This is a genomic window from Roseomonas sp. SRI_022, from assembly GCF_057586215.1.
Map to the genome: position 1 here is coordinate 20,334 of NZ_JBYCZL010000015.1, position 21,518 is coordinate 41,851.

Consider the following 21,518-nt stretch of genomic DNA (forward strand, 5'->3'; position numbering starts at 1 on the left):
GGCGCGCCGCGCGGCAGGCAGTAGGCTCGCGGCACCGGAACGGGGGAAATGGGTTTGTACGATTACATCATCGTCGGCGGCGGGTCCGCCGGCTCGGTGCTGGCGCATCGCCTGTCCGCGCCTGGCGCCAACAAGGTGCTGCTCTGCGAGGCGGGGCCGGACACGCCGCCGGGCAAGGAACCGGCCACCATCCTCGATACCTATCCGGGCCAGGCCTATTTCGATCCGCGCTTCCACTGGACGGAACTCAAGGTCCGCACCCAGGTCGTCTCCCACAACAATCCGAATGCCGACCGTCCGCCGCTGCGCAAATACGAACAGGCCCGCGTGCTCGGGGGCGGGTCGTCGATCAACGGCCAGATGGCCAATCGCGGCGCGCCGCATGACTACGACGAATGGGCCGACCGCGGTGCGGCCGGCTGGAACTGGGACGCCGTGCTGCCTTACTTCAAGAAGGTCGAGCGCGACGTCGATTTCGACGATGAATGGCACGGCCGCAGTGGCCGCATCCCGGTCCGCCGCATTCCGCAGGAACACTGGTCGAAGCACGCCAAGGCATCCGCCGAGGCTTTCCGCCAGGCTGGCTTCAAATACCTGCCCGACCAGAACGGCGCCTTCGAGGACGGCTATTTCCCGCTCACCGTGAATCTCGGCGACAATGCGCGCGTCTCGGCCGCGATCGGCTACCTTGATGCGGAAACGCGCAAGCGCGCCAACCTGACGATCTCGACCGAGACGCAGGTGATGGGCCTGATCATCGAGGGCACGCGCTGCTTCGGCATCCGCGCCCTGGTGAAGGGCCAGGAACAGGAATTCCGCGGGCGGGAGGTGATCCTGTCCACCGGCGCCATCCACTCGCCGGCGCATCTGATGCGTGCGGGCATCGGCCCGGCGGCGCATCTGCGCGAGCACGGCATCGGCATCGTCGCCGACCTGCCCGGGGTGGGGCAGGGGCTGATGGACCATCCGGCGATCTCGCTGTCCTGCTTCATCAAGCCGGAAGCGCGCATCGTCACGCCGGTTACGCGGCGGCACATGCTGGTGGGCCTGCGCTTCTCCTCGGGGATCGAGGGCGCGCCGGCGGGCGACATGTTCATGTCGGTCGCGTCCAAATCGGCCTGGCATGCGGTGGGCGAGCAGGTTGGCTCGATGCTCACCTGGGTGAACAAGACCTATTCGCAGCGCGGCCAGGTGCGGTTGGTCAGCACCGATTGGCGGGCGCATCCGGATGTCGAGTTCAACCTGCTGTCCGACCGGCGCGACCTCGACCGCCTGATGATCGGCTTCAAGCTGGCGGCGGCGCTGAACCTGTCCGCTCCGCTCGCCGCGGTCTCGGCGGATCCCTTCCCGGCCTTCTATTCCGACCGGGTACGGCGGATCGGCGTGGTGAACACGAAGAACCGCATCCTCACCTCGATCATCGCGAAGTTCCTCGATGGGCCGGCGGCGCTTCGCCGCGCCTTCATCGACCGCTTCGTGATCGAGGGCTTCCGCTTCAAGGAAGTCATGGAGGATGAGGAGGCGCTGGAGGATTTCATCCGCAAGGGCACGATCGGCGTGTGGCACGCATCCTGTTCCTGCCGCATGGGGGCGGATGGCGACCCGATGGCGGTGGTGGACACGGCGGGGCGGGTGCGCGGGGTGCAGGGGCTGCGGGTGGTCGATGCCTCGGTTTTCCCGGTGGTGCCCTCGGCCAACACCAATTTCCCGACGCTGATGACGGCGGAGAAGATGTCCGACCTCATCCTTGCGGGGGCGGGCTGACGGGCGGCTTCACCGCAGCGCACAGACAGGGCCTTGGCGCCCTGCCTCCCGCATGGGCATGCTGTCCGGGAGCCAGCCGGGGAAACACGGCGGTTTCATGTCTGGAAACTGGGAGACGACATAGATGATGAGCATCCGCGCCCGCCTTGCGGGCCTGGCCGCCGCGGCGGTCCTCGCCGTGGCGGGGCAGGCCTCGGCACAAACCGCCCCGCCTGACACCGTCGCCGCCATCCGCGCCCGCGGGCACCTGGTCTGCGGCGTCGCGGTGAATGCGCCGGGCTTCGCGCTGCCGGACAGCCGGGGCGAATTCCGCGGCCTCGACGTCGATACCTGCCGTGCGGTGGCCGCCGCCATCCTGGGCGATGCGACCAAGGTGCGCTTCGTGCCGAACACCACGGTGCAGCGCTTCCCGATGCTGCAATCCGGCGAGCTCGACATCCTGGTGCGCAACACCACCTGGTCGATGGCGCGCGAGACGCAGCTCGGCCTCGCCTTCGCCGGCATCAATTTCTATGACGGCCAGGGCTTCATGGTCCGCCGGTCGTCCAACGTGACCTCGGCGCGGCAGCTGGATGGCGCGACGATCTGCGTGCAGCCCGGCACGACGACCGAGCTGAACCTGACCGACTACTTCCGCACCAACAACATGCGCTTCACCCCCGTGGTGATCGAGCAGGCGGAGGAAATCCGCGCGGCCTTCGTCGCCGGGCGCTGCGACGCCTATACCAACGACGCCTCCTCGCTCGCTTCCTTCCGCGCGACGCGCACGACGGATGCGAACGAGTTCGTGCTGCTGCCCGAGATCATCTCCAAGGAGCCGCTTGGCCCGGCGGTGCGCAAGGGTGACTGGCGCTTCTTCGACATCGTGCGCTGGACGCTGTTTGCGCAGATCGCCGCGGAGGAACTCGGCCTGAACAGCGGCAATGTCGAGGAAATCGCGCGGACCTCGACCAACCCGGACATCCAGCGCTTTGCGGGTCGCACTGGTGACCTCGGCCGCTCCATGGGTCTCGAGAATGAGTGGGCGGTGCGCATCATCCGCCAGGTCGGCAATTACGGCGAGATGTATGAGCGCAGCATCACCCCGATCGGCATTCCGCGCGGGGTGAACAACCTGTGGAACCGTGGCGGGCTGCACTACGCGCCGCCGATCCGCTGAGGTGACGGGTGGGGGCGCTTCGCGGCGCCCTCACCGCCCCATCAGGTAGTCTACGATGCTGCGCCGCGCCGTCGCATCGCGCACCCCGTTCCCACCCATCCAGAGGCCTGGGAACATCTCCTCGGGATCTTCGAGGAAGGCGGCGAGCCGATCCGCGGTCCAGGTGCCCTCGGCCGCCCGCAGGACCGGCGAATAATCGAAGCCCGGATCGCCGCCGACGCGCCGCCCGGCCACGCGGGCGAGGTTCGGCCCTGGCCCGGCGGGCGCTGAATCCGACATTGCGTGGCAGGAGGCGCAGCGCGCCTCGAACTGCGTCCGCCCGTCCTGTGCCTGCGCCGCCTGCACCAGCATCACCAGGGTGATTGCCAGGATGGGCACGCCCTTCGCGCCGGTGATGCGCTGGTGACCGACAGAAAAAGGAGGGGGCGCGGGGGAGTTCTCTCCCCCGCCGCCTACAGCCCGTATTCGATCCTGACGATCCTGTCCGCCCCGCTTTCGCCGCCCCATGCTTCCCCTGCGAAGCCGTCCATCTGCCGGACATTGGCGTTGGCGCGGTCGGAGGGGAAGGAGAGGAAGGTTCCGGTCATCGGGTCGAACCGGACGATTGCGTTGGCGGGGAAGTCCGTCAGCCAGACCTTGTCGGATGGATCGACCCAGACGGAGTAGGCGCGCGGTCGTTCACCCGGCAGGCGCCAGACACCCCAGCGCTGCGTCATCGGGTCGAAGACCGAGACGTTGCCGCTGTTCCATTCGCTGATCCACAAGCGGCCGCTTCTGTCGGACCAGACGCGGCGGGCGCCCTGGTTCTGGGTGGGGGGTTCGACGATGCTCACGCGGCCGGTGTCGAGGTCGGCGATCTGGGCGAGGTGATTGCCGGCGAGGGAGACGTACCAAAGCGTTCCCTGCGGCGTCTTCGTGATGCCATAGGGGCCGCGGCCGCGCGGGGCCTCCCAGACGTCCATCCGCTCGGTGGCGGGGACGAAGCGTCCATAGATGCCGTTCTGGCCGGTGAACCAGTAGGTGCCGCGATCGTCGAAGACGCCGGTGTTGAGGTTGCCGTTGGCGAAGCGTTCCGGCAGCCGCCACAGGGTCACGCGATGGTCGACCGGATCGACGCGGGCGATGGCGTTCTGCCCGCCCTCGGTGACCCAGGCGGCGCCGTCCGGACCGCGGATCACGCCATGGGGTGCCGCGCCCTGGCCGAGATTGACGACGCGGATCGCGCCGGTCCGCGGGTCGAGCCGATTGAGAGTCCCGTTGCGCTGGCCGCAGAACCAGATGGTGCCGTCGCCGGCCGCCGTCACGTCGCGCGACCCGACGCGGCCGGAGCCTTCGGTACGGGCATTGTACCAGGTGACGCGGTAGCCCGGCGGCGTGGCGGCGGCAGTCCCGGGCAGCAGCGGCGCAGCCGCGGCGGCGGCGCCGAGGGCGAGCAGATGGCGGCGTTGCATGAGCAATCCTCCCGACGTTGTTTGGCCCGTCTTCCGCCGCGGTATCTTGGGTTTGTTCCGCTGGCGTGCAAGCCGGACCTGGCCGACGGGAGGCCGCGCCTCAGCCAGGCGGCGGTGCGACCGGCAGCGCTGGGGCGTAGGGCTCGATGCGGTAGGTGTCCTGGCGGAGGATCGCGATCCGGCCGGCGGCGGCGTGGCGGGTGGAGCCATCCGGGGCGCGGCCGACGATGTAGCGCCAAGCGCCGAACTGGCCCTCGGTGGCCAGTTTGCGGGCGATGCGTTCGGCCTCGGGCCCGGTGCCGAGTGCCTCGAGTTCGGCGGGCGTCAGGCCAATGATGATCTCATCGCGCTGGGAGACGACGCGGAACAGCATCACTGCTGGCGCCTGGGCGGCGGCGGGAAGTGCGAGTGCGAGCGCCGGCAGGGCGAGCGCGAGGCGACGGGTGGCATTCGGCATCATGATCCTCCATGGGCTTCGGCGCGCCCGGCCCGCCGGCGCGCAGTCTTGCGCCGGCGCATGGCCGGAAGCGAGCGATCCGTCTCACAGCCCAAATGCAAAAAGGGCGGCGGGTTTCCCCGCCGCCCCATCGGAACCAGTTGTGCCAGGCCGGTCAGCCGACCGTCAGGCGCCGCTCTGCGACCTGCTGCTTCATCGACTTCTGCAGCTTCTCGAAGGCGCGGACCTCGATCTGGCGGACGCGCTCGCGGCTGATGTTGTACTGCTGCGAGAGCTCCTCGAGCGTCGTCGGCTCCTCCTTCAGGCGCCGCTCGATCAGGATGTGACGCTCCCGCTCGTTCAGCGTCTTCAAGGCACCGGCGAGCAGGTCGCGGCGGTTGGTCATGTCCTCCCGCTCGGCGAGTTCCTCCTCCTGGCTCTCACCGTCATCGACCAGCCAGTCCTGCCACTCGCCCTCGCTGTCGGCGCGGACGGGAGCGTTCAGGCTGTGGTCGGGGCTGGCGAGGCGCCGGTTCATCGACACCACGTCCTGCTCGGGCACCTGGAGGGCATGGGCGATCTTCGCCACCTGCTCATCCTTCAGGTCACCTTCCTCGAGCGCGGACATCTGCGCCTTGAGCCGGCGGAGGTTGAAGAACAGCTTCTTCTGCGCCGCCGTGGTGCCCATCTTCACGAGCGACCAGGAATGCAGGATGTATTCTTGTATCGCGGCGCGGATCCACCACATGGCGTATGTGGCCAGACGGAAGCCGCGCTCCGGATCGAAGCGCTTCACCGCCTGCATCATGCCGACATTGCCCTCGGAGATGAGTTCCCCGACTGGCAGGCCGTAGCCGCGGTAGCCCATGGCGATCTTCGCCACGAGACGAAGATGCGATGTGACGAGCTTGTGGGCAGCCCGTTCGTCGCCCTGATCCTTCCACCGGCGGGCGAGGGAAAGTTCCTCCTCCGGCGCCAACATGGGGAACTTGCGGATGTCCTGCAGGTAGCGGGACAGGTTCCCTTCGGTCGCCATCGGGATAGCCATGCTGGAAGCCATAAGTCATCTGCCTCCTGAACCGGGCGGACCCCCCGTGACGGCGGGGCGCGCAAACGGTCATCTCGGTTGTGTCGTTTCCTCCGGGCCCTGGCCCGAGCCGCCAGCCCCGGTCACGTCGGGGCGGGCCGGATCGGGTGCTTTGATGGCACCCCTTGGAATCCGACGTCGCCGTTTCTACCGCGTGCCGTGTTAGGGCGCAAGAAAAACCGACTGCAATAGTCGGGTTACTGGCTGTTACTGTCCAGCAACGCGAGCAGGGTGGTGAAGTCGGCCGGCAGGGGAGTTTCGAAGGACAGGGCCTGGCCCGTGACGGGATGCCGGAAGCCGAGTGTGGCCGCATGCAGCGCCTGGCGCGGGAAGGCGAGCAGGGCGTCGCGCGTGCCTGCCGGCAGCAGGCGCGCGCTGGCCGGGGTGCGGCGCAGGTAGACCGGGTCGCCCACCAGCGGATGGCCGAGATGGGCCATATGCACACGGATCTGGTGCGTCCGCCCCGTCAGCAGTCGGCATTCCACCAATGAAACGGCCGTACCCCAGCCGCGTTTGACCTGATAGCGCGTCGTCGCCGGCTTGCCGCCGCGCTCGACCACGGCCATGCGCTTGCGGTCGACCGGGTGACGCCCGATTGGGGCCGAGACCTCCCCTTGCACGGGTTCTGGCAGGCCCCAGGCGAGAGCCAGGTAGGCGCGGTCCAGGTCGCGGGCGGCGAAGGCCTCGGAGAGGGCGCGGTGGGCGTGCTCGGTCTTGGCCGCGACCATGACGCCCGAGGTGTCCTTGTCGAGCCGATGGACGATCCCCGGTCGCTTTTCCCCCCCGATGCCCGGCAGGTCATCCCCGGCATGGGCGAGCAATGCGTTGACCAGCGTACCGTCCAGATTGCCCGGCGCCGGATGCACGACGAGGCCCGATGGCTTGTCCACCACGATGAGGTCGGCATCCTCGAACAGGATGGACAGCGGGATGGCCTGGGGCTGGGGCGTGGCCGGGACGGGCGGCGGGATGCGCAGGCGGTAGCGCGCGCCGGGGCGCACGGATTCGGCGGGGTCGCGGACCGGGACGCCGTCGCGGGTCGCCTGGCCGGCTTCGATCAATGCCTTGACGCGGGAGCGCGAGAGCGAACCTATCGCCTCCGCGAGGAAGCGGTCGGCGCGCATGCCGGCTGCCTCGGGTGGCGCCGTGGCTTCGGCGGCATCGGATTCGGCAGGCGAGGGGGTTGGTGTGGCTGCGCTCAAGGCTCTGGTGATCGGAATGGGGGTGCTGATCGTGGCGGGCACCGTGGCGCTCGCGGTGCTGCTCGTCCAGCGGCTTGGCGACCGGCCGGGCAGCGGCGCGGCGGCAGGGCTGTCGCTGGCGCAGCCGGAGGGCGCGCGTATCGCCGGGATCGCGGCGTCGGACAAGGCGATTTCGATCTGGGTGACGCGGCCGGATGGGGAGCGGGTGATCCTTCTGGACCCGACGGGGGCGCGGCGGATCGGCGAGGTGCGGCTGCGGGACTGACGACTGGTGACGAAGTGCGTCGATGGCGAAGAAGGGCGCTTGATCCCTGAGTAAGGGGAGGCTAGAAGCGCGCCTCCGGCCAAGGTCCCCTTCGTCTAGAGGCCTAGGACACCGCCCTCTCACGGCGGTAACAGGGGTTCGAATCCCCTAGGGGACGCCAGAACTTGCATAGAATCGGCAGAAATACGCCAATTCTGAACGAAAGCCGCGGCTCAACCCCCTCAGAGACCCCCTCACTCCCGCATAACCTCGAGCCCTGGACACGCCATCCGGAGCTGCGTTCGCGCGTGCGTAGTATGAATGACAAGCCAAGCTCGGGGCTGGAGGTCATGGGCACTCGCGGTGAGTACCGAATCCGCCCGTGGCGCGTGTGCGGCAAGCGCGCCCTCCAGCCCAACTGCGGCGGATTGCCATGAGACGTTCCGTCTTGCCTTGGCCGACTGCGGACTTGCAGCTTTCGAGTGGCTGGAGAGGGTGAGCTGCTGGTGCCGACTGCCAAGAGTTAGGCAGCTGGCGACCCGAAGCGGACTTCTCGGCGTCGCTCAAGGCAGATGCCCGGGATCTGACGGCCGATGTCGCTCTGGGCGAATTGTTAGTTATTGAATTAAATAACTCATGTCGGCTATGCTTTTGCCATGGCCGAACCTCTTTCTCCTCCAGGTCTCGCCGAGCAGGCCCCGATCGTCCCCCCGCGCCACCGCGTCGCGTCGCATCTAGCGCGGCGGTTCCATCAGATCTGCGTTGGCATCACCGCGGAGATCACCAACCCCGCGGGGCTGGCGCCCGTCGAGTTCTCCGTCCTCACGGCACTGAACGACGCGCCCGACATCGACCAGGGCACGCTTGCGCTCCGCCTCGGGGTTGACGCGGTGACGGCTCACAACCTCGTTCACCGCCTAGAGGGCCTCGGCCACATCGACCGCCGCGTGAACTCCGAGGATCGCCGCGCCCGGGTTCTTCGCCTGACCGCCCGCGGCCAAGCCGTTCACGACGACCTCCGGCCCAAGGGCCGCGCCCAGCAGGAGCTCATCCTCGCGCCCCTTGCCCCGGAAGAACGCCTGCTCCTTCTCGACATGCTGACGCGCCTCGTCGAGGCGCATGAGGTCTATGCCCGGCCCGGCAACGGCCGCCGCAGGCTGACCCGCCCCGCAGCATCAGACGCCGCCCCAAACACCGTAGCCGCCGACTGACCAAGGAGGAGCACTATGGGCATCCGCACGCCGGCCCTACCCACGCCGGCCGCCCTGCAACGTCGTGCGGCCCTGGCCGGCCTCGCGACGCTGCTCGTTGTAGGCCAGGCCCGCGGCCAAGACGCCGCGTGGCCGAGCCGCTCCGTGCGGCTCGTTACGCTCGCCTCCCCCGGCCAGAGCAACGACGCCGTGGCGCGGTCGCTGGCCGAAGTGCTCTCGCGCCGCTGGGGCCAACCGGTGGTGGTGGACAACCGGCCGGGCGGAGAGGGGATCATCTCGATCGAGGCCTTCCTGGCGGCGCGCGACGGCCATACGCTGCTGTTCAACCCGACCGGCACCTGGACCGGCATCCACCTCCTGCACGAGCGGCTTTCCTTCGAGCCGGAGCGCGACATGATCCCGCTCTCCTTCGTCGCACAGGACTTCCTCGCGCTCGCGGTTGCATCTCGGCTCGGCATCGCCTCGCTGGCGGAACTGGTCGCGTTGGCGCGGGCGAGGCCCGGCGCCATGACCTACGCCTCCGCACCGAGCATCCCCGCCCTAGCGATGGTTGCCTTCCAGCGCGAGGCGGGGATCGAGCTGACCCACGTGCCCTACCGCAACCCCTTCGCCGCGCTGCCCGACATCGCGCAAGGGCGCGTGGATCTCGCCATGCTGCCGCTCGCGCCGATGCTCGGTCTGGCGAGCAGCGGGCAGATTCGCCTCCTCACCGTGGCCAGCCCCGACCGCGCACCAGCCGCGCCGGACCTCCCGACCGCCGCGGAGGCGGGCTTCCTGGTGCTCGCCTTCCCGGGGGGCTACGGCCTCTTCGCGCCGCGCGACATGCCGGAGGCGCTGCGCCTGCGCATCGCCGAGGAGGTGCGCGCGGCGACCGCCGATCCCGAGATGGCGCGACGGGTCGCGGCACTCGGGCTGATCCCGCGTGCCGGTAGCCCCGCCGAGTTCGAGGCGCTGCTGACCCGTGAGCGGGCGCGCTGGACCGAGGTGGCGCGCCGCTACGACGTGCGGCCGGCGCAGTAGGAGCGGCGTCGCCATGACCACTGCCGCCCAGACGCCCGGACAGGTGTTGACTGGAATGATCGCCAGCGCCTGGCTCGCCCAGGCGATCTCCTGCGCTGCGAAGCTGCGCATAGCGGACCTGCTGCGCGACGGGCCGCGTCGGCCGGAGGATCTTGCGGCGGCGAGCGGCACGCTCCCTGGCCCGCTGCGGCGCGTACTGCGGGCGTTGGCAGGAAGCGGCATCTTCGCGGAGGATGAGGAGGGCCGCTTCGCACTAACGCTGCTCGCGGAGCAGCTCCGCTCTGATGCGCCGATGAGCCTCCGCGGCTATGCGGAGATGCAGGGCGCGACCTGGGTCTGGCAGTCGATGGGCGCGATGGAGCACTCGCTGCGCACCGGCGAGCCCGCGTTCCGGCAACTCTTCGGGATGCCGAGTTTCGAATACCAGAGCGCCAACCCGCAGGTCGGGCGGTTGCAGGTCGAGGGGCTGGCGAGCGTCGGCCGTGCCCAGGACGCGGCCATCCTGGCAGCCTACGATTTCCGTGGCGTCGGCACCGTCGTGGACGTGGCGGGTGGGCAGGGGGCGCTGTTGCGCGGCATCCTCGGCGCCGCGCCCGAAACCCGCGCGGTGCTGTTCGACCTGCCGCATGTGATCGCGATGGCCGGCCCGCGCTTCGTCGAGGCCGGGCTCCAGAACCGGGTCGAGCTCGTCGCGGGGGACTTCTTCGCCGCCGTCCCGGCCGGCGGCGACATCTACATCCTGCGGAAGGTGATCCATGACTGGTACGACGACCAGGCCGTTGCGATCCTCCGCACGTGCCGTGCCGCGATGCGTCCGGACGCGCGGCTGCTGCTGATCGAGACGCTCATCCCCGAGGGGAACGAGTATTCCTACGCCAAGCTGCTCGACCTGCTGATGCTGGTCTATCCGGGCGGGCAGGAGCGCACGCTGGCTGAGTATAGCGCCCTGCTGACCTCTGCCGGCTTCGACCTTCGGAGGGTGATCCCTACAGCATCGGCACTCAGCATCCTCGAAGCGGTGCCGGCGTAATCAGGCCGAGCAGGTCCGCTTTGCCCTACGGCGTGCGGCGCAAGGTTGCTGATGCTAAGCGTATGAGACCGTCCGGCGCGGCGCGGGAGATCGCCTCGGCGCCGATGGTGCCGCCAGCGCCCGGCCGATTCTCCACTGCGCGGGCTGGCCGATCCGAGGCGCCAGCCTCTCTGCCAGGCGCCTCGCCAACATGACCGGCGCGTTGCCTGCCGGGAACGGCACGATGACCCGCAGTGGCCGCCTGGGCCAGTGCGGCGCCTCCGCCGCGGTGGAGGCCGGCAGCGTGGCCAGCAGCAGTGATCGGCGGCGCATGGCTCTTCCCCGGCTCAAATGGCTATCGCTTCCAGCACCGAGACGGGCGACGCCGTGGCCACAGTGCGGCGCCAGGCGAAGCCCGCCGCGCCCAGCAGCGCGAGGAACTCTGCCTCCGAACGCTCGCGGCCGGTGCCGAACATCGCCATCATCTGCATGTCGATCAGATAGTCCGTCGGCCGGCCGCGCGCCGGATCGGGCTCCAGCAAGGCCTCGACCACCAGCAGGACGGCACCCGGCGCCATAGCCGCCCGGCAGTTGGCGAGGATGCGGGCGCAGCCCTCGTCCGGCCAGTCGTGCAGCACGCGGGCGAGGATGACGTGGTCGGCGCCCGCCGGCACGGTATCAAGGAAGCTGCCCCCGGCAGTCGTGATGCGCCCGTCCAGCAGCGCTTCGGGCCCGAGCGCGGCGACCACATCCGGCCGGTCGAAGAGCAGCCCGCGCGCTGCCGTGGCGCGCGCCAGGAGGTGGCGCAGCATGGCGCCGTCGCCGCCACCGACGTCGGCGACGAGCTGAGCGGCCGAGAGATCGTAGGCGTCAGCCACGGCGGCGTGCCGGTTGTCCGGGAAATGCGCCATCATCCCATCAAAGGCGCGCGCTTCCTCGGGATGCTCCCGCAGATAGGCGAAACGGCCCTGCCCCCAGGCGACCTCGTGTGGGATACCGCCCGTGAGCGCGGCGTCTAGCCGGCCCCAGGCCGACCAGCTTCCCGGCCCGGTCCAGAAGCACGCGGCGTAATGCGCGCTGTCCAGCACGTCAGCGCGCAGAAGCGCGGATTTCGCGCTATGCCCGACCATGGCCTTGACCGAGAGCCGGAAGACCCCGAGGGAGGCGAGGCTGCGCAGGATGCGGAGCAGCGGTCCTTCCTGCACGCCGCAGGCCGCCGCCAAGTCGCGCACCGCGACCTCACCGTCCGGTGGGACGCGGTCCGCAAGGCCGAGATCGGCGACCAGCCTCAGCATGCGGGAGATCATGAAGCCACGCAGCAGGAGCTCTAGCTCCATGCGATCCTGCGCCGTGGCACGAATGTCTGCCATCGTCCGGCCCTGCTGCTGTTGGGAGCAGCTGATGATACACTGGAACGGCGTTGATTGACTGGGGAATCCGCTCAGCACGTGAGTAGGTGATCGGGCGCGCTGGGCAGCGGATCCGGTGACTGCATCGAAATGCACCCTATGTCCGCTCACAATCCTTCTCGTCCGGCAGGGGCGAATTAGCCACTGTCCCCTTGGAGGGAAGCCGCCAAGGTATCTCGGTGGAACGGATGGACGCTATCTGGCCGGAAGCTGCCAGTCTGCTTTCGAGCGAGGGCAAGTGAGAAGCGGACCTCGCCATGGGGGGCTCCAACTGTCAGGGCCGGCCCGGAGCCGACTTGGCGACTGCTTCTGCAGTGCGAAAGGTTCCGTCGCTCTTCACTCAGGACGGATTCCTGCCGCCGAAGTGAGCCGTGTCATGAGTGCGCGCTGCTCCACGACGTAGCGGGTGAAGTCCGCGCGTCCGATGTAGCTCGCAGGGTCGAAGCCGAGCTCGGGAAAGCGAGCCTGGACCTCGGGACGGGCTATTGCCTCCGCAACGGCACGGGCAAGTCGGTCCAGCACGGGCTCGGGCGTCCCCGAGGGTGCCCAGAGCCCGCTCCACTCCGCGAAGTCGAAGCCGGGCAGCGCTGCCTCGTGCAGGGTCGGGACTTCCCCGAGCCCAGGCAGGCGGGTCAGCCCCGCAACGGCCAGCACGCGGAGCAGGCCCGCCTGGACCAGCGCGATCCCGGCCGGCGTCGAGGCGAGCATGTATTGCGTGTCCGCGCGGGCCACAGCCTGCGCGCCGAGGTTGCCGCCGCGAAAGGGGACGTGCTCCGCCTCGATCCCCGTGCGCTGCGCAAAGAGGAAGGCGGCAAGGTGTGAGGCCGAGCCGATGCCCGCACTGCTGTAGGAGACGCGGTCACCCCTGCTGCGAAGGAAGGCGATGAAGGCTATCAGGTCACGCGCGCTGTTCCCCGCAGCGACAAGGAAAAGCAGCGGAAAGGAACCGAGCCGCGAGATGGGCGCGAAATCGCGGGCGTAGTCGAAGGGCAGGGTGCGGACGAGTGCGTGGTTCACCGTGTGCGCCGAGGCGTCGGAGAGCAGCGTGTACCCATCGGGCCGCGCCTGAGCCACCATTGCCGCGCCGATCGTGCCGGCGCCTCCGGCACGGTTCTCGATCGTGATCGTCTGTCCGAGGACCTCGCTCATCGGGCCGACGATGAGCCGCGTCGTCGTGTCCGCGGCTCCGCCGGGTGCGTAGGGGACGATCATCCGGATCGGCCGATCGGGGTAGGCCGGCACGGTCTGGGCCCGCGCACGGAACCCTCCAAAGACCACGGCGGCTCCGGCCAAGCCCTGCAGAAAGGTACGTCGCATCGGCTCATCCTCACGTGGTGCTGGGCCGGTGGGCGTGATCCCACGGCGTGCGCTTGTGTCGCCGGGCGATGCTGCGCCTGCGGGCTACCGCGTAGCCAGCGCTATGTGAGCGGGCTGGGGAACCGTGAACCCGTTCTCGTCGCGATACGAGGCCAATGCCTCCGCGACCTCCTCCACGATAGCGCGGCGCACGGCTTCGCCCAGAGTAGCAACATCGGGCCCGACCGGCGTGCTCGCGAGCAGGCCGGGGATGGACTCCTCGCGATGCAAGAGGCGCCGCTCCAGCACCTCGACGCGGACTTCAACCTCGCCGAACCCCGCTTCGCGGCTTTCCCTGTGGCAGGGCACGGCGCGCTGGCGGGAAATGCTGTTCTCGGCTGGATGGTGGGGCGAGTGTCCGGGTCGCAGACGCTCACAGCGTTTCGATGGTGCGCAGCGCGTCACCGGACAGGTTGCCCAAATCCTCGCGGATCATCGCGACGAAGCGCACCAGCAACCGATGGGCGTCCGCCTCCTCGCACGCGAGATCGAGCGCGACCGTTGCAGCTTCCTCGTCGGGCAGTGCGGCGAACGCTTCGAGGAAGGTCGAGCACATGGTCGTCACCGCGACCACGCCATCGTTGCGTGCGAAATAGGCTTGTTCGAGTTGCGCGAGGCGGTGCTTGGCAAGTTGAACGTCCGCGACGCCTGCCGGCATCTTCCCCTGGGCGATGCGCGTCGGCGGCTGCTTCTGCTTCGCTTCATGCGAAGCGCTGCCGCTGCCCGGCATCCTCGCGAGATGCTGTTGCAGCCATTCGGCATCGGCCTGCTCAACATCGATCGTGCTGCGCGGGGTGCTCGTGATCAAGCCGGAGGAGATCGCGTGCAATATCGTCGAGCGCGCGACGCCGCGCATGCGAGCGTACCTGTAGAGCGAGACCTCGGGCATCAGATCGTCCCCGATGGGCCGGAACATACCGCATCCTGCCGTCGCCCACCGGGATCTCGACGCTGCGCAGTGGCTAAACTTTGACGCTACTGAGGGCATTCATTTTGCTTGTATAACGGCAGGATTGGTATCATGCACCTTGATCACAAGCCTCTTGAAAAATGCCGCGAATGGATATTCGCCACGTCCGGTCGGAACGCGCGCGATGCCGGAAAAAGGCCTGGGCGCGTGACGTCAAAATTCGGCGCTCAGAAGGGACTGCTGCAACCTAACCCTTGGAAGAACCCCAAGCGCGCCACCACAGTTGCCGCCATGACAGAACCTGCAGATGAAAGAGGTGCATTGTGCCCTATCAGCATGCGATGGCGACCCGAAGGGCCGCGATTGGCGTCGGTCTCGCGACCGGGAGCTGGTCATCCGCTAGATCTCAACCCAGCCCAAATTTTCGACCGACACGCATACTGGTTTCCGCGGGCGCCGGTAGCGCCCCCGATCTGGCCGTCCGCCTTCTGGCCGAAGGTCTATCGCGTCGGCGGGGACACCCGATCGCTGTAGAAAACAGACCCGGCGCCGATGGGGTATTGGCAGCTGAGGCGTTCGCCCAGGCGCGGCCAGGCGAGGCCCTGTTCTTCAGCTTCGTTGGAGTGAAGACCGTAGTGCCACTGATGCTGGACAGGGTGCCCTACGACCCGGACGCCGACCTCGTTCCCCTGTCTGGCTTTGCTACCGACTTCCTCGGCCTCTGCATTTCACCGTCCGTGCCTGTGCGCACCGTCACCGAATTCGTTGACCACGTCCGAGCGCACCCGGGCGCGTTCAACTGGTTCGGTGCCCCCGGTGCCCCTTATTTGATCTTCCGCAATTTCATGCGCACTTCTGGCGATCTGGACATGGCGTTCGTCTCCTATCGAAGTTCGCCGCAGGCATTGCTCGACCTCGCGAGTGGTCGCATTCACGCCGCGCTGGCACCCCTCGCGCCAGCGCTCCCGCTGTTGCGTGACGACCGCATCCGGGTCCTGCTGGTGACGAACAGGACCCGTGCGACTGCGATCCCCGAAATCCCCACCGCCACCGAGGCCGGCGCGCCTGCCTTGGATCTTGAGGGCATTCTGTGCCTATTCGGCTGGCGCGGCATGCCGGATGCGGCGCGACTGCAGATTTCCGCGCAAGCGAACGACGTGCTGGCAGATCCGGCTGTCGTGCAGGGCCTCCGCGCCGCTGGGATGGAGCCGCGTGGAAGTGTATCGCCCGCGGCGTTTGCGATGGAACTGGAGGAGCACCGTGTGCGGTGGGCGACGCTGGCGCGTGAGTTTGGCGCACGCCCGCCCCAGTGACGATGATCCGTTGAACCCCTTGCCGTCATCTCGGCGCCTTCTGCAGGAACAACCGAATGCCAGCGCCGACGCTGATCAGACCCGCCTTGAAGGAAGCGCGCGCGTGGGGCTTCGACAGCCGCCGATGGACGCACTACGTCCCTCGCGCCGACGACATCGTCATCGCGACATACCCCAAATGCGGCACGACTTGGATGCAGCGGATTGTCGGCATGCTCGTATTTCGTTCGCCCGAGCCGCGTCCGCTCTCACTCCTGTCGCCGTGGTTCGACGCGCGTCGTGAGCCAATCCAGCATATCGCCGTTGCTCTGGAAGCGCAGAACCATCGACGCTTCATCAAGAGCCATCTCCCGCTGGATGCGCTGCCGCTCTATCGGGAGGTGAAGTACATCCACGTCGCACGCGATGGCCTCGATGCTTGCGCGTCGTTCTACAATCATGTCTCGGCGTACACGCCCCGCGCCCTGGAAAACCTGGACCGCGTTGGAGCGGAGGACGAACTGGTTGGAAGGCCGTTTCCGCGTGCGCCAGCCGATTTCCGAACGTTCTATCTGGACTGGATTGCTGAGGATCCAACGCGTGGGACCGCCTCAGGTGTCGATTTCTTCGGCGTAGAGAACTCGTTCTGGGGCGAGCGGGCTCGGCCCAACCTACTCCTTGTGCACTACAACGACCTGAAGTCCGATCTCGCGGGCGAGATTCTGCGGATTGCGGCCTTCCTCGAAATTGAATGCCCGCCCGGTCTGCTCGCGCAGTTGGTCGCGGCCGCATCTTTCGACGCCATGCGCCGAGACGGCGAACAACTCCTGCCGGACGCAGCAAAGGGCTTCAAGGGTGGTGCGGGACGCTTCCTGTTCCAGGGCACAAACGGCCGATGGCGCGATGAACTGACAGCGGACGATGTCGCACTGTACCAAGGCAAGTCTCAAGCCAGCTTCACCCTTGAATGCGCTGCATGGGTTGCGCGCGGCCGAAAGCTGGCAGCAGCCATGTGACCAGCCATGGGACGTATTCGCTTCAATCCCTGCGGCGGAATGGCACGGCATCCTCGTTTCACCGCCTCCCCGGCGGGCGCGGATGCGAGCGGCGCACGGGCAGCGCCGAAGGCTGGTCGCGGGCTAGGACCTAAAAGACGCTCGACACCAAGCCTATTGCGCTGATGGTTTCCCACGCGATCATGGCGCCGATGACGAGGATGACGAGGGCTGCCCCGAGAGCGACGCAGAGAAGCAGGCCGTCCTCTTCCAAGTAGGCGAAAGCGACGAGCGCGAGCACCAGAGCGGGCAGCACATTGCTTAAAGGCAGGGGAGCCAGGAGACTGAGACCGAGGAGTAGGACCGCAGCACCGACCACGCGCTTGGTTGCCTCGAACGGTGTCGGAAAGCGCGGGCGAACAAAGCGCTCCATCCAGCGCAGCACCGGCAGGATGCGGCGGACCAGCTCGGCAAGCCGCTGCACTTCGATTGCGCGGCGTGCGACGCGGCGCGGGATTACCGGATTGTGGTGTGCCAGGATCATCTGAAGGCCGAGAAGCAGGGTCAGTATGCCGGCGACGGCTGACACGCCGGGCAGCAGACCCAGGAGCGCTAGCAGGAGAAGTATGATACCGAACGACCGCTCGCCGAGGCTGCGCATCAGCCATTCTAACGTCACCCACTCTCCCGGCGCCTGGCTAAGCAGCCCGTTCAGCACCTCGGAGGTAGGCGCCCGCAAGTTCATGGCAGTCGAGAACCTATTGGACTTCGCCATCGCTCCCGCACGGCGCTAATCCGCATCTGTGGCGTCGTCCGTCGTTAACCACTTCCTGTAAGCCGGTTCCACGCCATCATAATCGCCAGAGTTGCGCGGCCAGGCACTCAACTGTCGTCAGGCAGAATCTCCAAACTCGCGAACAAAGCGCCGCCGTCTTCGACGATGAGCGTCCGGTAGCGAACGGCACCCTTCATCGTGCCCGTCGCTCGGACCGTGACGTTGCCGCGCACCGTGATGGTGCCGTCGAACAAGCCTGCGATCTCGGCGCGCGCGACTTCTACCTCACCACGGAACACACCGGTGTGGGCGACCGCGAGTTCCGTCGCTCGGATTGCCTTGCTTTCGACCGTACCCTCGACAACCAGGCGCTCGGCATCCGTAACGGTACCCTGCAGGCTGATGCCTTTCCCCACCAGCAGCGTTCGGGCTTCAGGGCCTTCCGCAGAAGGCGCCGGTCGGGCCGAAGTGCTCGTGCCAAATTTGGCAGGGCTAGCGAAAGACATCGGCGTCCCTCCTGTGAATGCGGCGAGCCGTGTGTCTACTTCAGACATGGCCTCAGTAGGGCAACGGCATGAGACTCCGATTCCAGGCGCGTTCTGCCACCCGCAGGCCCGGCGTCTCGTAGGCAACGGGGATTTTGCCGTATGCCGTCACGAGGTTGTGACCATGGCGCTCCCTAGATCGCCGGTTGAAGGGTGAGGACCCGCTGAGCAAACGCGAGCGAGCAACTGCGACGTCGTTCTGTTTCACCATTCAACGTAAACCAGCCGGCGAAGGAGATCTCGCCAATGGGTCATGAACCTCCGTTCAGCTACGCGCTGGGTAGATGAAAGCCGGCCGGGCCTTCAGACTGTCCACCGTCGCGCCCGCGAGCATCCAGCGCTCCCGATCGTTGTTCCAGCGCAGGTCGCTTACGGGAATTGCGATGTAGCGCTCCCCAATCCCGAGGAAGCCACCGACCGATAGGACTGCGATTGCCCCGCCGCCCGCCATATCGACCATCACGTCGTGAATCTCGCCGACGTTGCGGTTCTCCTCATTGATGATGTTCGCACCGATGAGGCTACTTGCGCGGCGGGCGCTGGCGGCCGCGACAGGGACGATGATTGTCTGAGTCGGCGGAGCGGCGGCGGTAGAGGGAGCCGCCGGCGTCCGATTCGACAGGTTCTGAGCCAGTGCCATGCCTGGCATAGCAAACAGCGTTGCTGCCAAAACCGCCCGCCGCATGGGGGAGTTGCTCATCGCGTTCCTTCCTTCCGACCCGATAATAGGTTGCGAGGAAGAAACGCTGACAGTGCCTCTTTAGTTGTCCCGTGCGCCAGCGCACCCGCGGACCGCGCCACGGTTCCCGGAATGTTTCTGGCCTGTACCTCAGCAATTCCCGAAGGCGCCGCCTACCCAGGCGGTCGGCGGCGCATGAAAAAATATCGGATGCGTTGGGAACCACCGTAGGGGTCGGCAGTTTGAACAGGAGACAAAGATAACGATTGGCGAGGCAGAACGATGACGGCTCGGGACGGACAGGCCGAAGAACGCAACTTCGATGCCGGACATTGCGCTCTCGATCCTGTTGATCGCGCCGGCCTCCGCAGCACGCTGGCCTCCCGGCTGGCGGGGCTTGCCACACCCAATGCACACGATGTCGCTGGGTCGCTGCGACGAGGGTCGAACGATACCGGAACGGCGGTACTCGACCTGCCGATCCCAGCCGCCGAAGTAGAGCGCGAACATGTTTCGCATCCCATCGACATCCATGTCGGTGCCCGGGTGCGGTTGCGGCGTCAGCTTCTCGGCATGCGCCAGAAGGATCTGGCGGCTGCGCTCGGCATCACCTTCCAGCAGGTCCAGAACTTCGAGCGAGGCATGAACCGAATTGCCGCCGGCAGGCTGCATGACATATCCCGTGCCCTCGATGTGCCGATTTCCTTCTTCTTCGACGCCTTGCCGTCCGAGGTCGGCGAGCGGGCGAGAATGCCGCGCGGCATGCCGCCTGCCGAGGCCCGGGATGAGACGGGGGACGATACGTTGCACCGCCGCGAGACGCTGAATCTGGTACGCGCGTACCACGCCGTTCCCGACCCGGCGTTGCGCAAGCGGATCCTCGACCTCGTTCGGAGCTTGGCATCGGCCCCGTAGCCACGGGCCTGGGCGTGCTGCCCGAACGGAGAAACGGAACGTGTTGGTGACCACGTCGGCGATCGCGGCCACGACACAACAAATCCAGGCCTCGAAAGCGAGCCGGCATGCGACGGCCTGATTCGACGGGCTTTGGGCGAAGTTTCTACGCGCGGCGGCCCCAGCGGGTTCTCGCGTCGCGCAACACGCGCTGAGATCGAGGAGACCACCATGCGTTCGCTACGTCCCGCCCTTTTGCTCATCGTGGGCGTCGGCCTCACTGGCTGCGTCGGTGTGAACGATGGATATGGCCGGCAGCCATACGGCGGCGCCTTCAGCGGCAATTCGGGCTTCGTCACGCCATATCGCTACCCCAACCCCTCGAGCGGGTATCTGTACGACCAGTCGCATCGGTCTTGGCAGGGCAACAGCTACAGGCCGGCCCCGAACACCTACCGGCCGCGCCCGAACGACGGGCCGGGCCGATACTACGGGCAAAGCCGCGGCAACAATCCCAACCGCCACAATCCGCCCGGCCACAATAATCCGCCAGGCCGCGGCAACGGTCGCGACAGAGACTGAAACAGCCCACCGGTGATGCCCATGACGGGCTCGCCCCAGCGGGAATGCGCGCCTCGGCGAAGGCGTCTTGCGAAAGGGTACTGGCCCGGCTGAACCAGCGACGCCCACAGCAATGGAGAAGACAGACATGCGAACCGTCACCGCAGTTGCATTGGCCATGACGCTCAGTTTTTCCGCGGTCCCGGCCTCGGATGCGCTGGCACAGGGTGCTCCGGCCCCGGCCATCGTCACACAGGCCCAGACGGCGAGCGAACTCGCCGCCATCTGCGACCCCGCCTGGGGCGGCGTGCCGCGCCTGGAGGCGATCGCCTACTGCCAGGGCTTCCTGACCGGCTTCGGCCAGTACCACGCGTTACTGTATCCGCAGGGCGGCCCGGCGCGGCCTCTGTTCTGCGTGCCGGTCCCGGGGCCGACGGTGGCCCAGTCAGGCGTCGCCTTTGCCGCATGGGCACGCGAGAACACGCAATACGGCAGTGAGCCGGCGCTCGACGGCCTCCTGCGCTGGGCCCAGGCGACGTTCCCCTGCCCGGCGATCGCGCCGACGCGCAGCTCGCGCCGTACGCGGTGAGACACAGGAGACGATCATGCGCTCAACGCGACACGTTCTCCTCCTGCTGGGCACTCTGGGCCTGGCATCCTGCGCCGACATGACGCCCACGCAGCAGAGCACGGGCATCGGCGCCCTCGGCGGTGCTGCCCTCGGCGGCGTCGTCGGATCCTTCAGTGGCAATGCCGGACTCGGCGCACTGCTCGGTGCGGGCCTCGGCGCCGGCGGCGGCTACCTCTACGGCCAGTCGCAACAATCGCGGCAGCAGCCCTACTACGCCGGGAACAACAACCGGTACCGCGACAACCGGAACTACTGACCAGCGGCTGGCCGCTGCGCGCGGCAACACGCGCAGCAGACCACCATCGGTCGCCGTGCGTTCAAACAGTATTAAGGAAAAGACACGATGTCGCTCGGAATGATCCTGCTCATCATCCTCGTCATCGCCTTGCTCGGCGGCTTCACCGGGGTGGTCGGCGGCTATGGCTACGGCTTCGGCCATGGCGGCGTCGGTGTCGTTGGCGCGGTGCTGATCATCGTCCTCATTCTCATGCTGCTCGGCCGGATCTGAATCGCCCGGGTGAGGCATCGGACGGCGCACCTTCGCCGGTACATGGCGTTCGGCGTCGTCGCGCATCGCGGTTGGGGCCGGCGGGCGCTCTTGCTGCGCCCGCCGGCCCTCCACGGAATGATCGGGAAGACTCCGAGCATTCCGATCTTCGAACCTGAAGGCGGCAACCAACAATGAATCGCGACCTGCTCGTCATCGTGATAGGCGTGCTCGGCATTGGCGCCGGTGTTCTTGGGTACTGGTTCTACCAAGAACAGCATCGATCCGGCGTGGACATCAGCATTGGACCGCGCGGCGTCACCATCCAGGAGAGATAACGCCGAACTTGCACTAGGACGCAGGGCAGGGCTGCCGGGCCGCATCCGCCCAATATCATCCCG

25 protein-coding genes and 1 tRNA gene are annotated in these 21,518 nt (G+C 67.5%); 15 read left to right on the plus strand and 11 right to left on the minus strand.

What is annotated here, in order from left to right; all coding sequences use genetic code 11:
• Positions 1-48 precede the first annotated feature (48 nt).
• Positions 49-1,764, plus strand: a complete 1,716-nt coding sequence (locus AC2YHJ_RS16040) for a GMC family oxidoreductase (RefSeq protein WP_487397085.1) — start codon at positions 49-51, stop codon at positions 1,762-1,764.
• A gap of 127 nt (positions 1,765-1,891) precedes the next feature.
• Positions 1,892-2,923 (plus strand): amino acid ABC transporter substrate-binding protein, encoded by a 1,032-nt coding sequence (locus AC2YHJ_RS16045; protein WP_487397172.1) that lies wholly within the window; start codon positions 1,892-1,894, stop codon positions 2,921-2,923.
• A 30-nt stretch (positions 2,924-2,953) separates the two neighbouring features.
• On the opposite strand, the gene AC2YHJ_RS16050 is transcribed toward AC2YHJ_RS16045, so the two are convergent.
• From AC2YHJ_RS16050 to AC2YHJ_RS16070, 5 genes are all read right to left on the minus strand, one after another.
• Entirely contained in the window at positions 2,954-3,301 is a 348-nt protein-coding gene (locus AC2YHJ_RS16050; RefSeq protein ID WP_487397086.1) for a c-type cytochrome, read from the minus strand.
• Between the two features lie 74 nt (positions 3,302-3,375).
• On the minus strand, positions 3,376-4,374 hold the full coding sequence (locus tag AC2YHJ_RS16055) for a Vgb family protein (RefSeq protein WP_487397087.1): 999 nt from the start codon (positions 4,372-4,374) through the stop codon (positions 3,376-3,378).
• A 100-nt stretch (positions 4,375-4,474) separates the two neighbouring features.
• On the minus strand, positions 4,475-4,834 hold the full coding sequence (locus tag AC2YHJ_RS16060; protein WP_487397088.1) for a hypothetical protein: 360 nt from the start codon (positions 4,832-4,834) through the stop codon (positions 4,475-4,477).
• 151 nt (positions 4,835-4,985) lie between these two features.
• Positions 4,986-5,870, minus strand: coding sequence for an RNA polymerase sigma factor RpoH (rpoH, locus tag AC2YHJ_RS16065; RefSeq protein ID WP_487397089.1), 885 nt, complete (start codon positions 5,868-5,870; stop codon positions 4,986-4,988).
• Between the two features lie 224 nt (positions 5,871-6,094).
• Positions 6,095-7,021: an RluA family pseudouridine synthase gene (locus tag AC2YHJ_RS16070; protein ID WP_487397090.1), complete on the minus strand. Its 927-nt coding sequence runs from the start codon at positions 7,019-7,021 to the stop codon at positions 6,095-6,097.
• A gap of 64 nt (positions 7,022-7,085) precedes the next feature.
• Here AC2YHJ_RS16070 and AC2YHJ_RS16075 point away from each other — a divergent pair, with 64 nt between their 5' ends.
• From AC2YHJ_RS16075 to AC2YHJ_RS16095, 5 genes are all read left to right on the plus strand, one after another.
• Entirely contained in the window at positions 7,086-7,364 is a 279-nt protein-coding gene (locus tag AC2YHJ_RS16075) for a DUF6476 family protein (protein WP_487397091.1), read from the plus strand.
• 84 nt (positions 7,365-7,448) lie between these two features.
• Positions 7,449-7,524: transfer RNA gene (locus AC2YHJ_RS16080), tRNA-Glu, on the plus strand.
• Between the two features lie 475 nt (positions 7,525-7,999).
• Positions 8,000-8,554: a MarR family winged helix-turn-helix transcriptional regulator gene (locus tag AC2YHJ_RS16085; RefSeq protein ID WP_487397092.1), complete on the plus strand. Its 555-nt coding sequence runs from the start codon at positions 8,000-8,002 to the stop codon at positions 8,552-8,554.
• 15 nt (positions 8,555-8,569) lie between these two features.
• A complete protein-coding gene (locus AC2YHJ_RS16090; RefSeq protein ID WP_487397093.1) occupies positions 8,570-9,574 on the plus strand; it encodes a Bug family tripartite tricarboxylate transporter substrate binding protein in 1,005 nt (334 codons plus the stop codon).
• Positions 9,575-9,587: 13 nt separating this feature from the next.
• Positions 9,588-10,604, plus strand: a complete 1,017-nt coding sequence (locus AC2YHJ_RS16095) for a methyltransferase (RefSeq protein WP_487397094.1) — start codon at positions 9,588-9,590, stop codon at positions 10,602-10,604.
• Between the two features lie 326 nt (positions 10,605-10,930).
• Here the strand turns inward: AC2YHJ_RS16095 and AC2YHJ_RS16100 are convergent, their stop codons facing one another.
• The 3 genes from AC2YHJ_RS16100 to AC2YHJ_RS16110 all read right to left on the minus strand — a co-directional run bounded on the left by AC2YHJ_RS16100 (position 10,931) and on the right by AC2YHJ_RS16110 (position 14,264).
• Complete coding sequence (locus tag AC2YHJ_RS16100) at positions 10,931-11,920, minus strand: methyltransferase (RefSeq protein ID WP_487397095.1); 990 nt, start codon at positions 11,918-11,920, stop codon at positions 10,931-10,933.
• 408 nt (positions 11,921-12,328) lie between these two features.
• Positions 12,329-13,309, minus strand: a complete 981-nt coding sequence (locus AC2YHJ_RS16105) for a Bug family tripartite tricarboxylate transporter substrate binding protein (protein WP_487397096.1) — start codon at positions 13,307-13,309, stop codon at positions 12,329-12,331.
• 412 nt (positions 13,310-13,721) lie between these two features.
• Positions 13,722-14,264: a hypothetical protein gene (locus tag AC2YHJ_RS16110; RefSeq protein WP_487397097.1), complete on the minus strand. Its 543-nt coding sequence runs from the start codon at positions 14,262-14,264 to the stop codon at positions 13,722-13,724.
• Between the two features lie 335 nt (positions 14,265-14,599).
• Here AC2YHJ_RS16110 and AC2YHJ_RS16115 point away from each other — a divergent pair, with 335 nt between their 5' ends.
• Both AC2YHJ_RS16115 and AC2YHJ_RS16120 read left to right on the plus strand, forming a co-directional pair.
• Positions 14,600-15,571, plus strand: a complete 972-nt coding sequence (locus tag AC2YHJ_RS16115; protein WP_487397173.1) for a Bug family tripartite tricarboxylate transporter substrate binding protein — start codon at positions 14,600-14,602, stop codon at positions 15,569-15,571.
• 56 nt (positions 15,572-15,627) lie between these two features.
• Positions 15,628-16,566 (plus strand): sulfotransferase domain-containing protein, encoded by a 939-nt coding sequence (locus tag AC2YHJ_RS16120; RefSeq protein ID WP_487397098.1) that lies wholly within the window; start codon positions 15,628-15,630, stop codon positions 16,564-16,566.
• A gap of 130 nt (positions 16,567-16,696) precedes the next feature.
• Here AC2YHJ_RS16120 and AC2YHJ_RS16125 read toward each other — a convergent pair whose 3' ends face one another.
• The 3 genes from AC2YHJ_RS16125 to AC2YHJ_RS16135 form a co-directional block, all read right to left on the minus strand.
• Positions 16,697-17,320 (minus strand): exopolysaccharide biosynthesis protein, encoded by a 624-nt coding sequence (locus tag AC2YHJ_RS16125; protein WP_487397099.1) that lies wholly within the window; start codon positions 17,318-17,320, stop codon positions 16,697-16,699.
• A gap of 107 nt (positions 17,321-17,427) precedes the next feature.
• Positions 17,428-17,826, minus strand: a complete 399-nt coding sequence (locus tag AC2YHJ_RS16130) for a bactofilin family protein (protein WP_487397100.1) — start codon at positions 17,824-17,826, stop codon at positions 17,428-17,430.
• Between the two features lie 304 nt (positions 17,827-18,130).
• Complete coding sequence (locus tag AC2YHJ_RS16135) at positions 18,131-18,565, minus strand: PRC-barrel domain-containing protein (RefSeq protein ID WP_487397101.1); 435 nt, start codon at positions 18,563-18,565, stop codon at positions 18,131-18,133.
• A 453-nt stretch (positions 18,566-19,018) separates the two neighbouring features.
• Between AC2YHJ_RS16135 and AC2YHJ_RS16140 the strand changes: the two genes are divergently transcribed.
• The 6 genes from AC2YHJ_RS16140 (at position 19,019) to AC2YHJ_RS16165 (ending at position 21,455) form a co-directional block, all read left to right on the plus strand.
• Complete coding sequence (locus AC2YHJ_RS16140) at positions 19,019-19,459, plus strand: helix-turn-helix domain-containing protein (protein ID WP_487397174.1); 441 nt, start codon at positions 19,019-19,021, stop codon at positions 19,457-19,459.
• A 210-nt stretch (positions 19,460-19,669) separates the two neighbouring features.
• Positions 19,670-20,020: a hypothetical protein gene (locus tag AC2YHJ_RS16145; RefSeq protein WP_487397102.1), complete on the plus strand. Its 351-nt coding sequence runs from the start codon at positions 19,670-19,672 to the stop codon at positions 20,018-20,020.
• A 127-nt stretch (positions 20,021-20,147) separates the two neighbouring features.
• Entirely contained in the window at positions 20,148-20,588 is a 441-nt protein-coding gene (locus tag AC2YHJ_RS16150; RefSeq protein ID WP_487397103.1) for a Rap1a/Tai family immunity protein, read from the plus strand.
• Between the two features lie 16 nt (positions 20,589-20,604).
• On the plus strand, positions 20,605-20,886 hold the full coding sequence (locus AC2YHJ_RS16155) for a YMGG-like glycine zipper-containing protein (RefSeq protein WP_487397104.1): 282 nt from the start codon (positions 20,605-20,607) through the stop codon (positions 20,884-20,886).
• Between the two features lie 87 nt (positions 20,887-20,973).
• The gene (locus tag AC2YHJ_RS16160; RefSeq protein WP_487397105.1) at positions 20,974-21,138 is read left to right on the plus strand and encodes a DUF3309 family protein; all 165 of its coding nucleotides are present in this window, start codon (positions 20,974-20,976) and stop codon (positions 21,136-21,138) included.
• Positions 21,139-21,311: 173 nt separating this feature from the next.
• Positions 21,312-21,455 carry a hypothetical protein gene (locus tag AC2YHJ_RS16165; RefSeq protein WP_487397106.1) on the plus strand — a complete coding sequence of 48 codons (144 nt, stop codon included), beginning with the start codon at positions 21,312-21,314 and terminating at the stop codon, positions 21,453-21,455.
• Positions 21,456-21,518 lie beyond the last annotated feature (63 nt).

Bases quoted from the DNA above. Each gene is read 5' to 3' on its own strand.
- AC2YHJ_RS16040 (WP_487397085.1), top strand. From the start codon at position 49: ATGGGTTTGTACGATTACATCATCGTCGGCGGCGGGTCCGCCGGCTCG.
- AC2YHJ_RS16045 (WP_487397172.1), top strand. From the start codon at position 1,892: ATGAGCATCCGCGCCCGCCTTGCGGGCCTGGCCGCCGCGGCGGTCCTC.
- AC2YHJ_RS16055 (WP_487397087.1), bottom strand. From the start codon at position 4,374: ATGCAACGCCGCCATCTGCTCGCCCTCGGCGCCGCCGCCGCGGCTGCG.
- AC2YHJ_RS16060 (WP_487397088.1), bottom strand. From the start codon at position 4,834: ATGATGCCGAATGCCACCCGTCGCCTCGCGCTCGCCCTGCCGGCGCTC.
- rpoH (WP_487397089.1), bottom strand. From the start codon at position 5,870: ATGGCTTCCAGCATGGCTATCCCGATGGCGACCGAAGGGAACCTGTCC.
- AC2YHJ_RS16070 (WP_487397090.1), bottom strand. From the start codon at position 7,021: ATGCGCGCCGACCGCTTCCTCGCGGAGGCGATAGGTTCGCTCTCGCGC.
- AC2YHJ_RS16085 (WP_487397092.1), top strand. From the start codon at position 8,000: ATGGCCGAACCTCTTTCTCCTCCAGGTCTCGCCGAGCAGGCCCCGATC.
- AC2YHJ_RS16090 (WP_487397093.1), top strand. From the start codon at position 8,570: ATGGGCATCCGCACGCCGGCCCTACCCACGCCGGCCGCCCTGCAACGT.
- AC2YHJ_RS16095 (WP_487397094.1), top strand. From the start codon at position 9,588: ATGACCACTGCCGCCCAGACGCCCGGACAGGTGTTGACTGGAATGATC.
- AC2YHJ_RS16100 (WP_487397095.1), bottom strand. From the start codon at position 11,920: ATGGAGCTAGAGCTCCTGCTGCGTGGCTTCATGATCTCCCGCATGCTG.
- AC2YHJ_RS16105 (WP_487397096.1), bottom strand. From the start codon at position 13,309: ATGCGACGTACCTTTCTGCAGGGCTTGGCCGGAGCCGCCGTGGTCTTT.
- AC2YHJ_RS16110 (WP_487397097.1), bottom strand. From the start codon at position 14,264: ATGTTCCGGCCCATCGGGGACGATCTGATGCCCGAGGTCTCGCTCTAC.
- AC2YHJ_RS16115 (WP_487397173.1), top strand. From the start codon at position 14,600: ATGGCGACCCGAAGGGCCGCGATTGGCGTCGGTCTCGCGACCGGGAGC.
- AC2YHJ_RS16120 (WP_487397098.1), top strand. From the start codon at position 15,628: ATGCCAGCGCCGACGCTGATCAGACCCGCCTTGAAGGAAGCGCGCGCG.
- AC2YHJ_RS16125 (WP_487397099.1), bottom strand. From the start codon at position 17,320: ATGGCGAAGTCCAATAGGTTCTCGACTGCCATGAACTTGCGGGCGCCT.
- AC2YHJ_RS16130 (WP_487397100.1), bottom strand. From the start codon at position 17,826: ATGTCTTTCGCTAGCCCTGCCAAATTTGGCACGAGCACTTCGGCCCGA.
- AC2YHJ_RS16135 (WP_487397101.1), bottom strand. From the start codon at position 18,565: ATGAGCAACTCCCCCATGCGGCGGGCGGTTTTGGCAGCAACGCTGTTT.
- AC2YHJ_RS16145 (WP_487397102.1), top strand. From the start codon at position 19,670: ATGCGTTCGCTACGTCCCGCCCTTTTGCTCATCGTGGGCGTCGGCCTC.
- AC2YHJ_RS16150 (WP_487397103.1), top strand. From the start codon at position 20,148: ATGCGAACCGTCACCGCAGTTGCATTGGCCATGACGCTCAGTTTTTCC.
- AC2YHJ_RS16155 (WP_487397104.1), top strand. From the start codon at position 20,605: ATGCGCTCAACGCGACACGTTCTCCTCCTGCTGGGCACTCTGGGCCTG.
- AC2YHJ_RS16160 (WP_487397105.1), top strand. From the start codon at position 20,974: ATGTCGCTCGGAATGATCCTGCTCATCATCCTCGTCATCGCCTTGCTC.
- AC2YHJ_RS16165 (WP_487397106.1), top strand. From the start codon at position 21,312: ATGAATCGCGACCTGCTCGTCATCGTGATAGGCGTGCTCGGCATTGGC.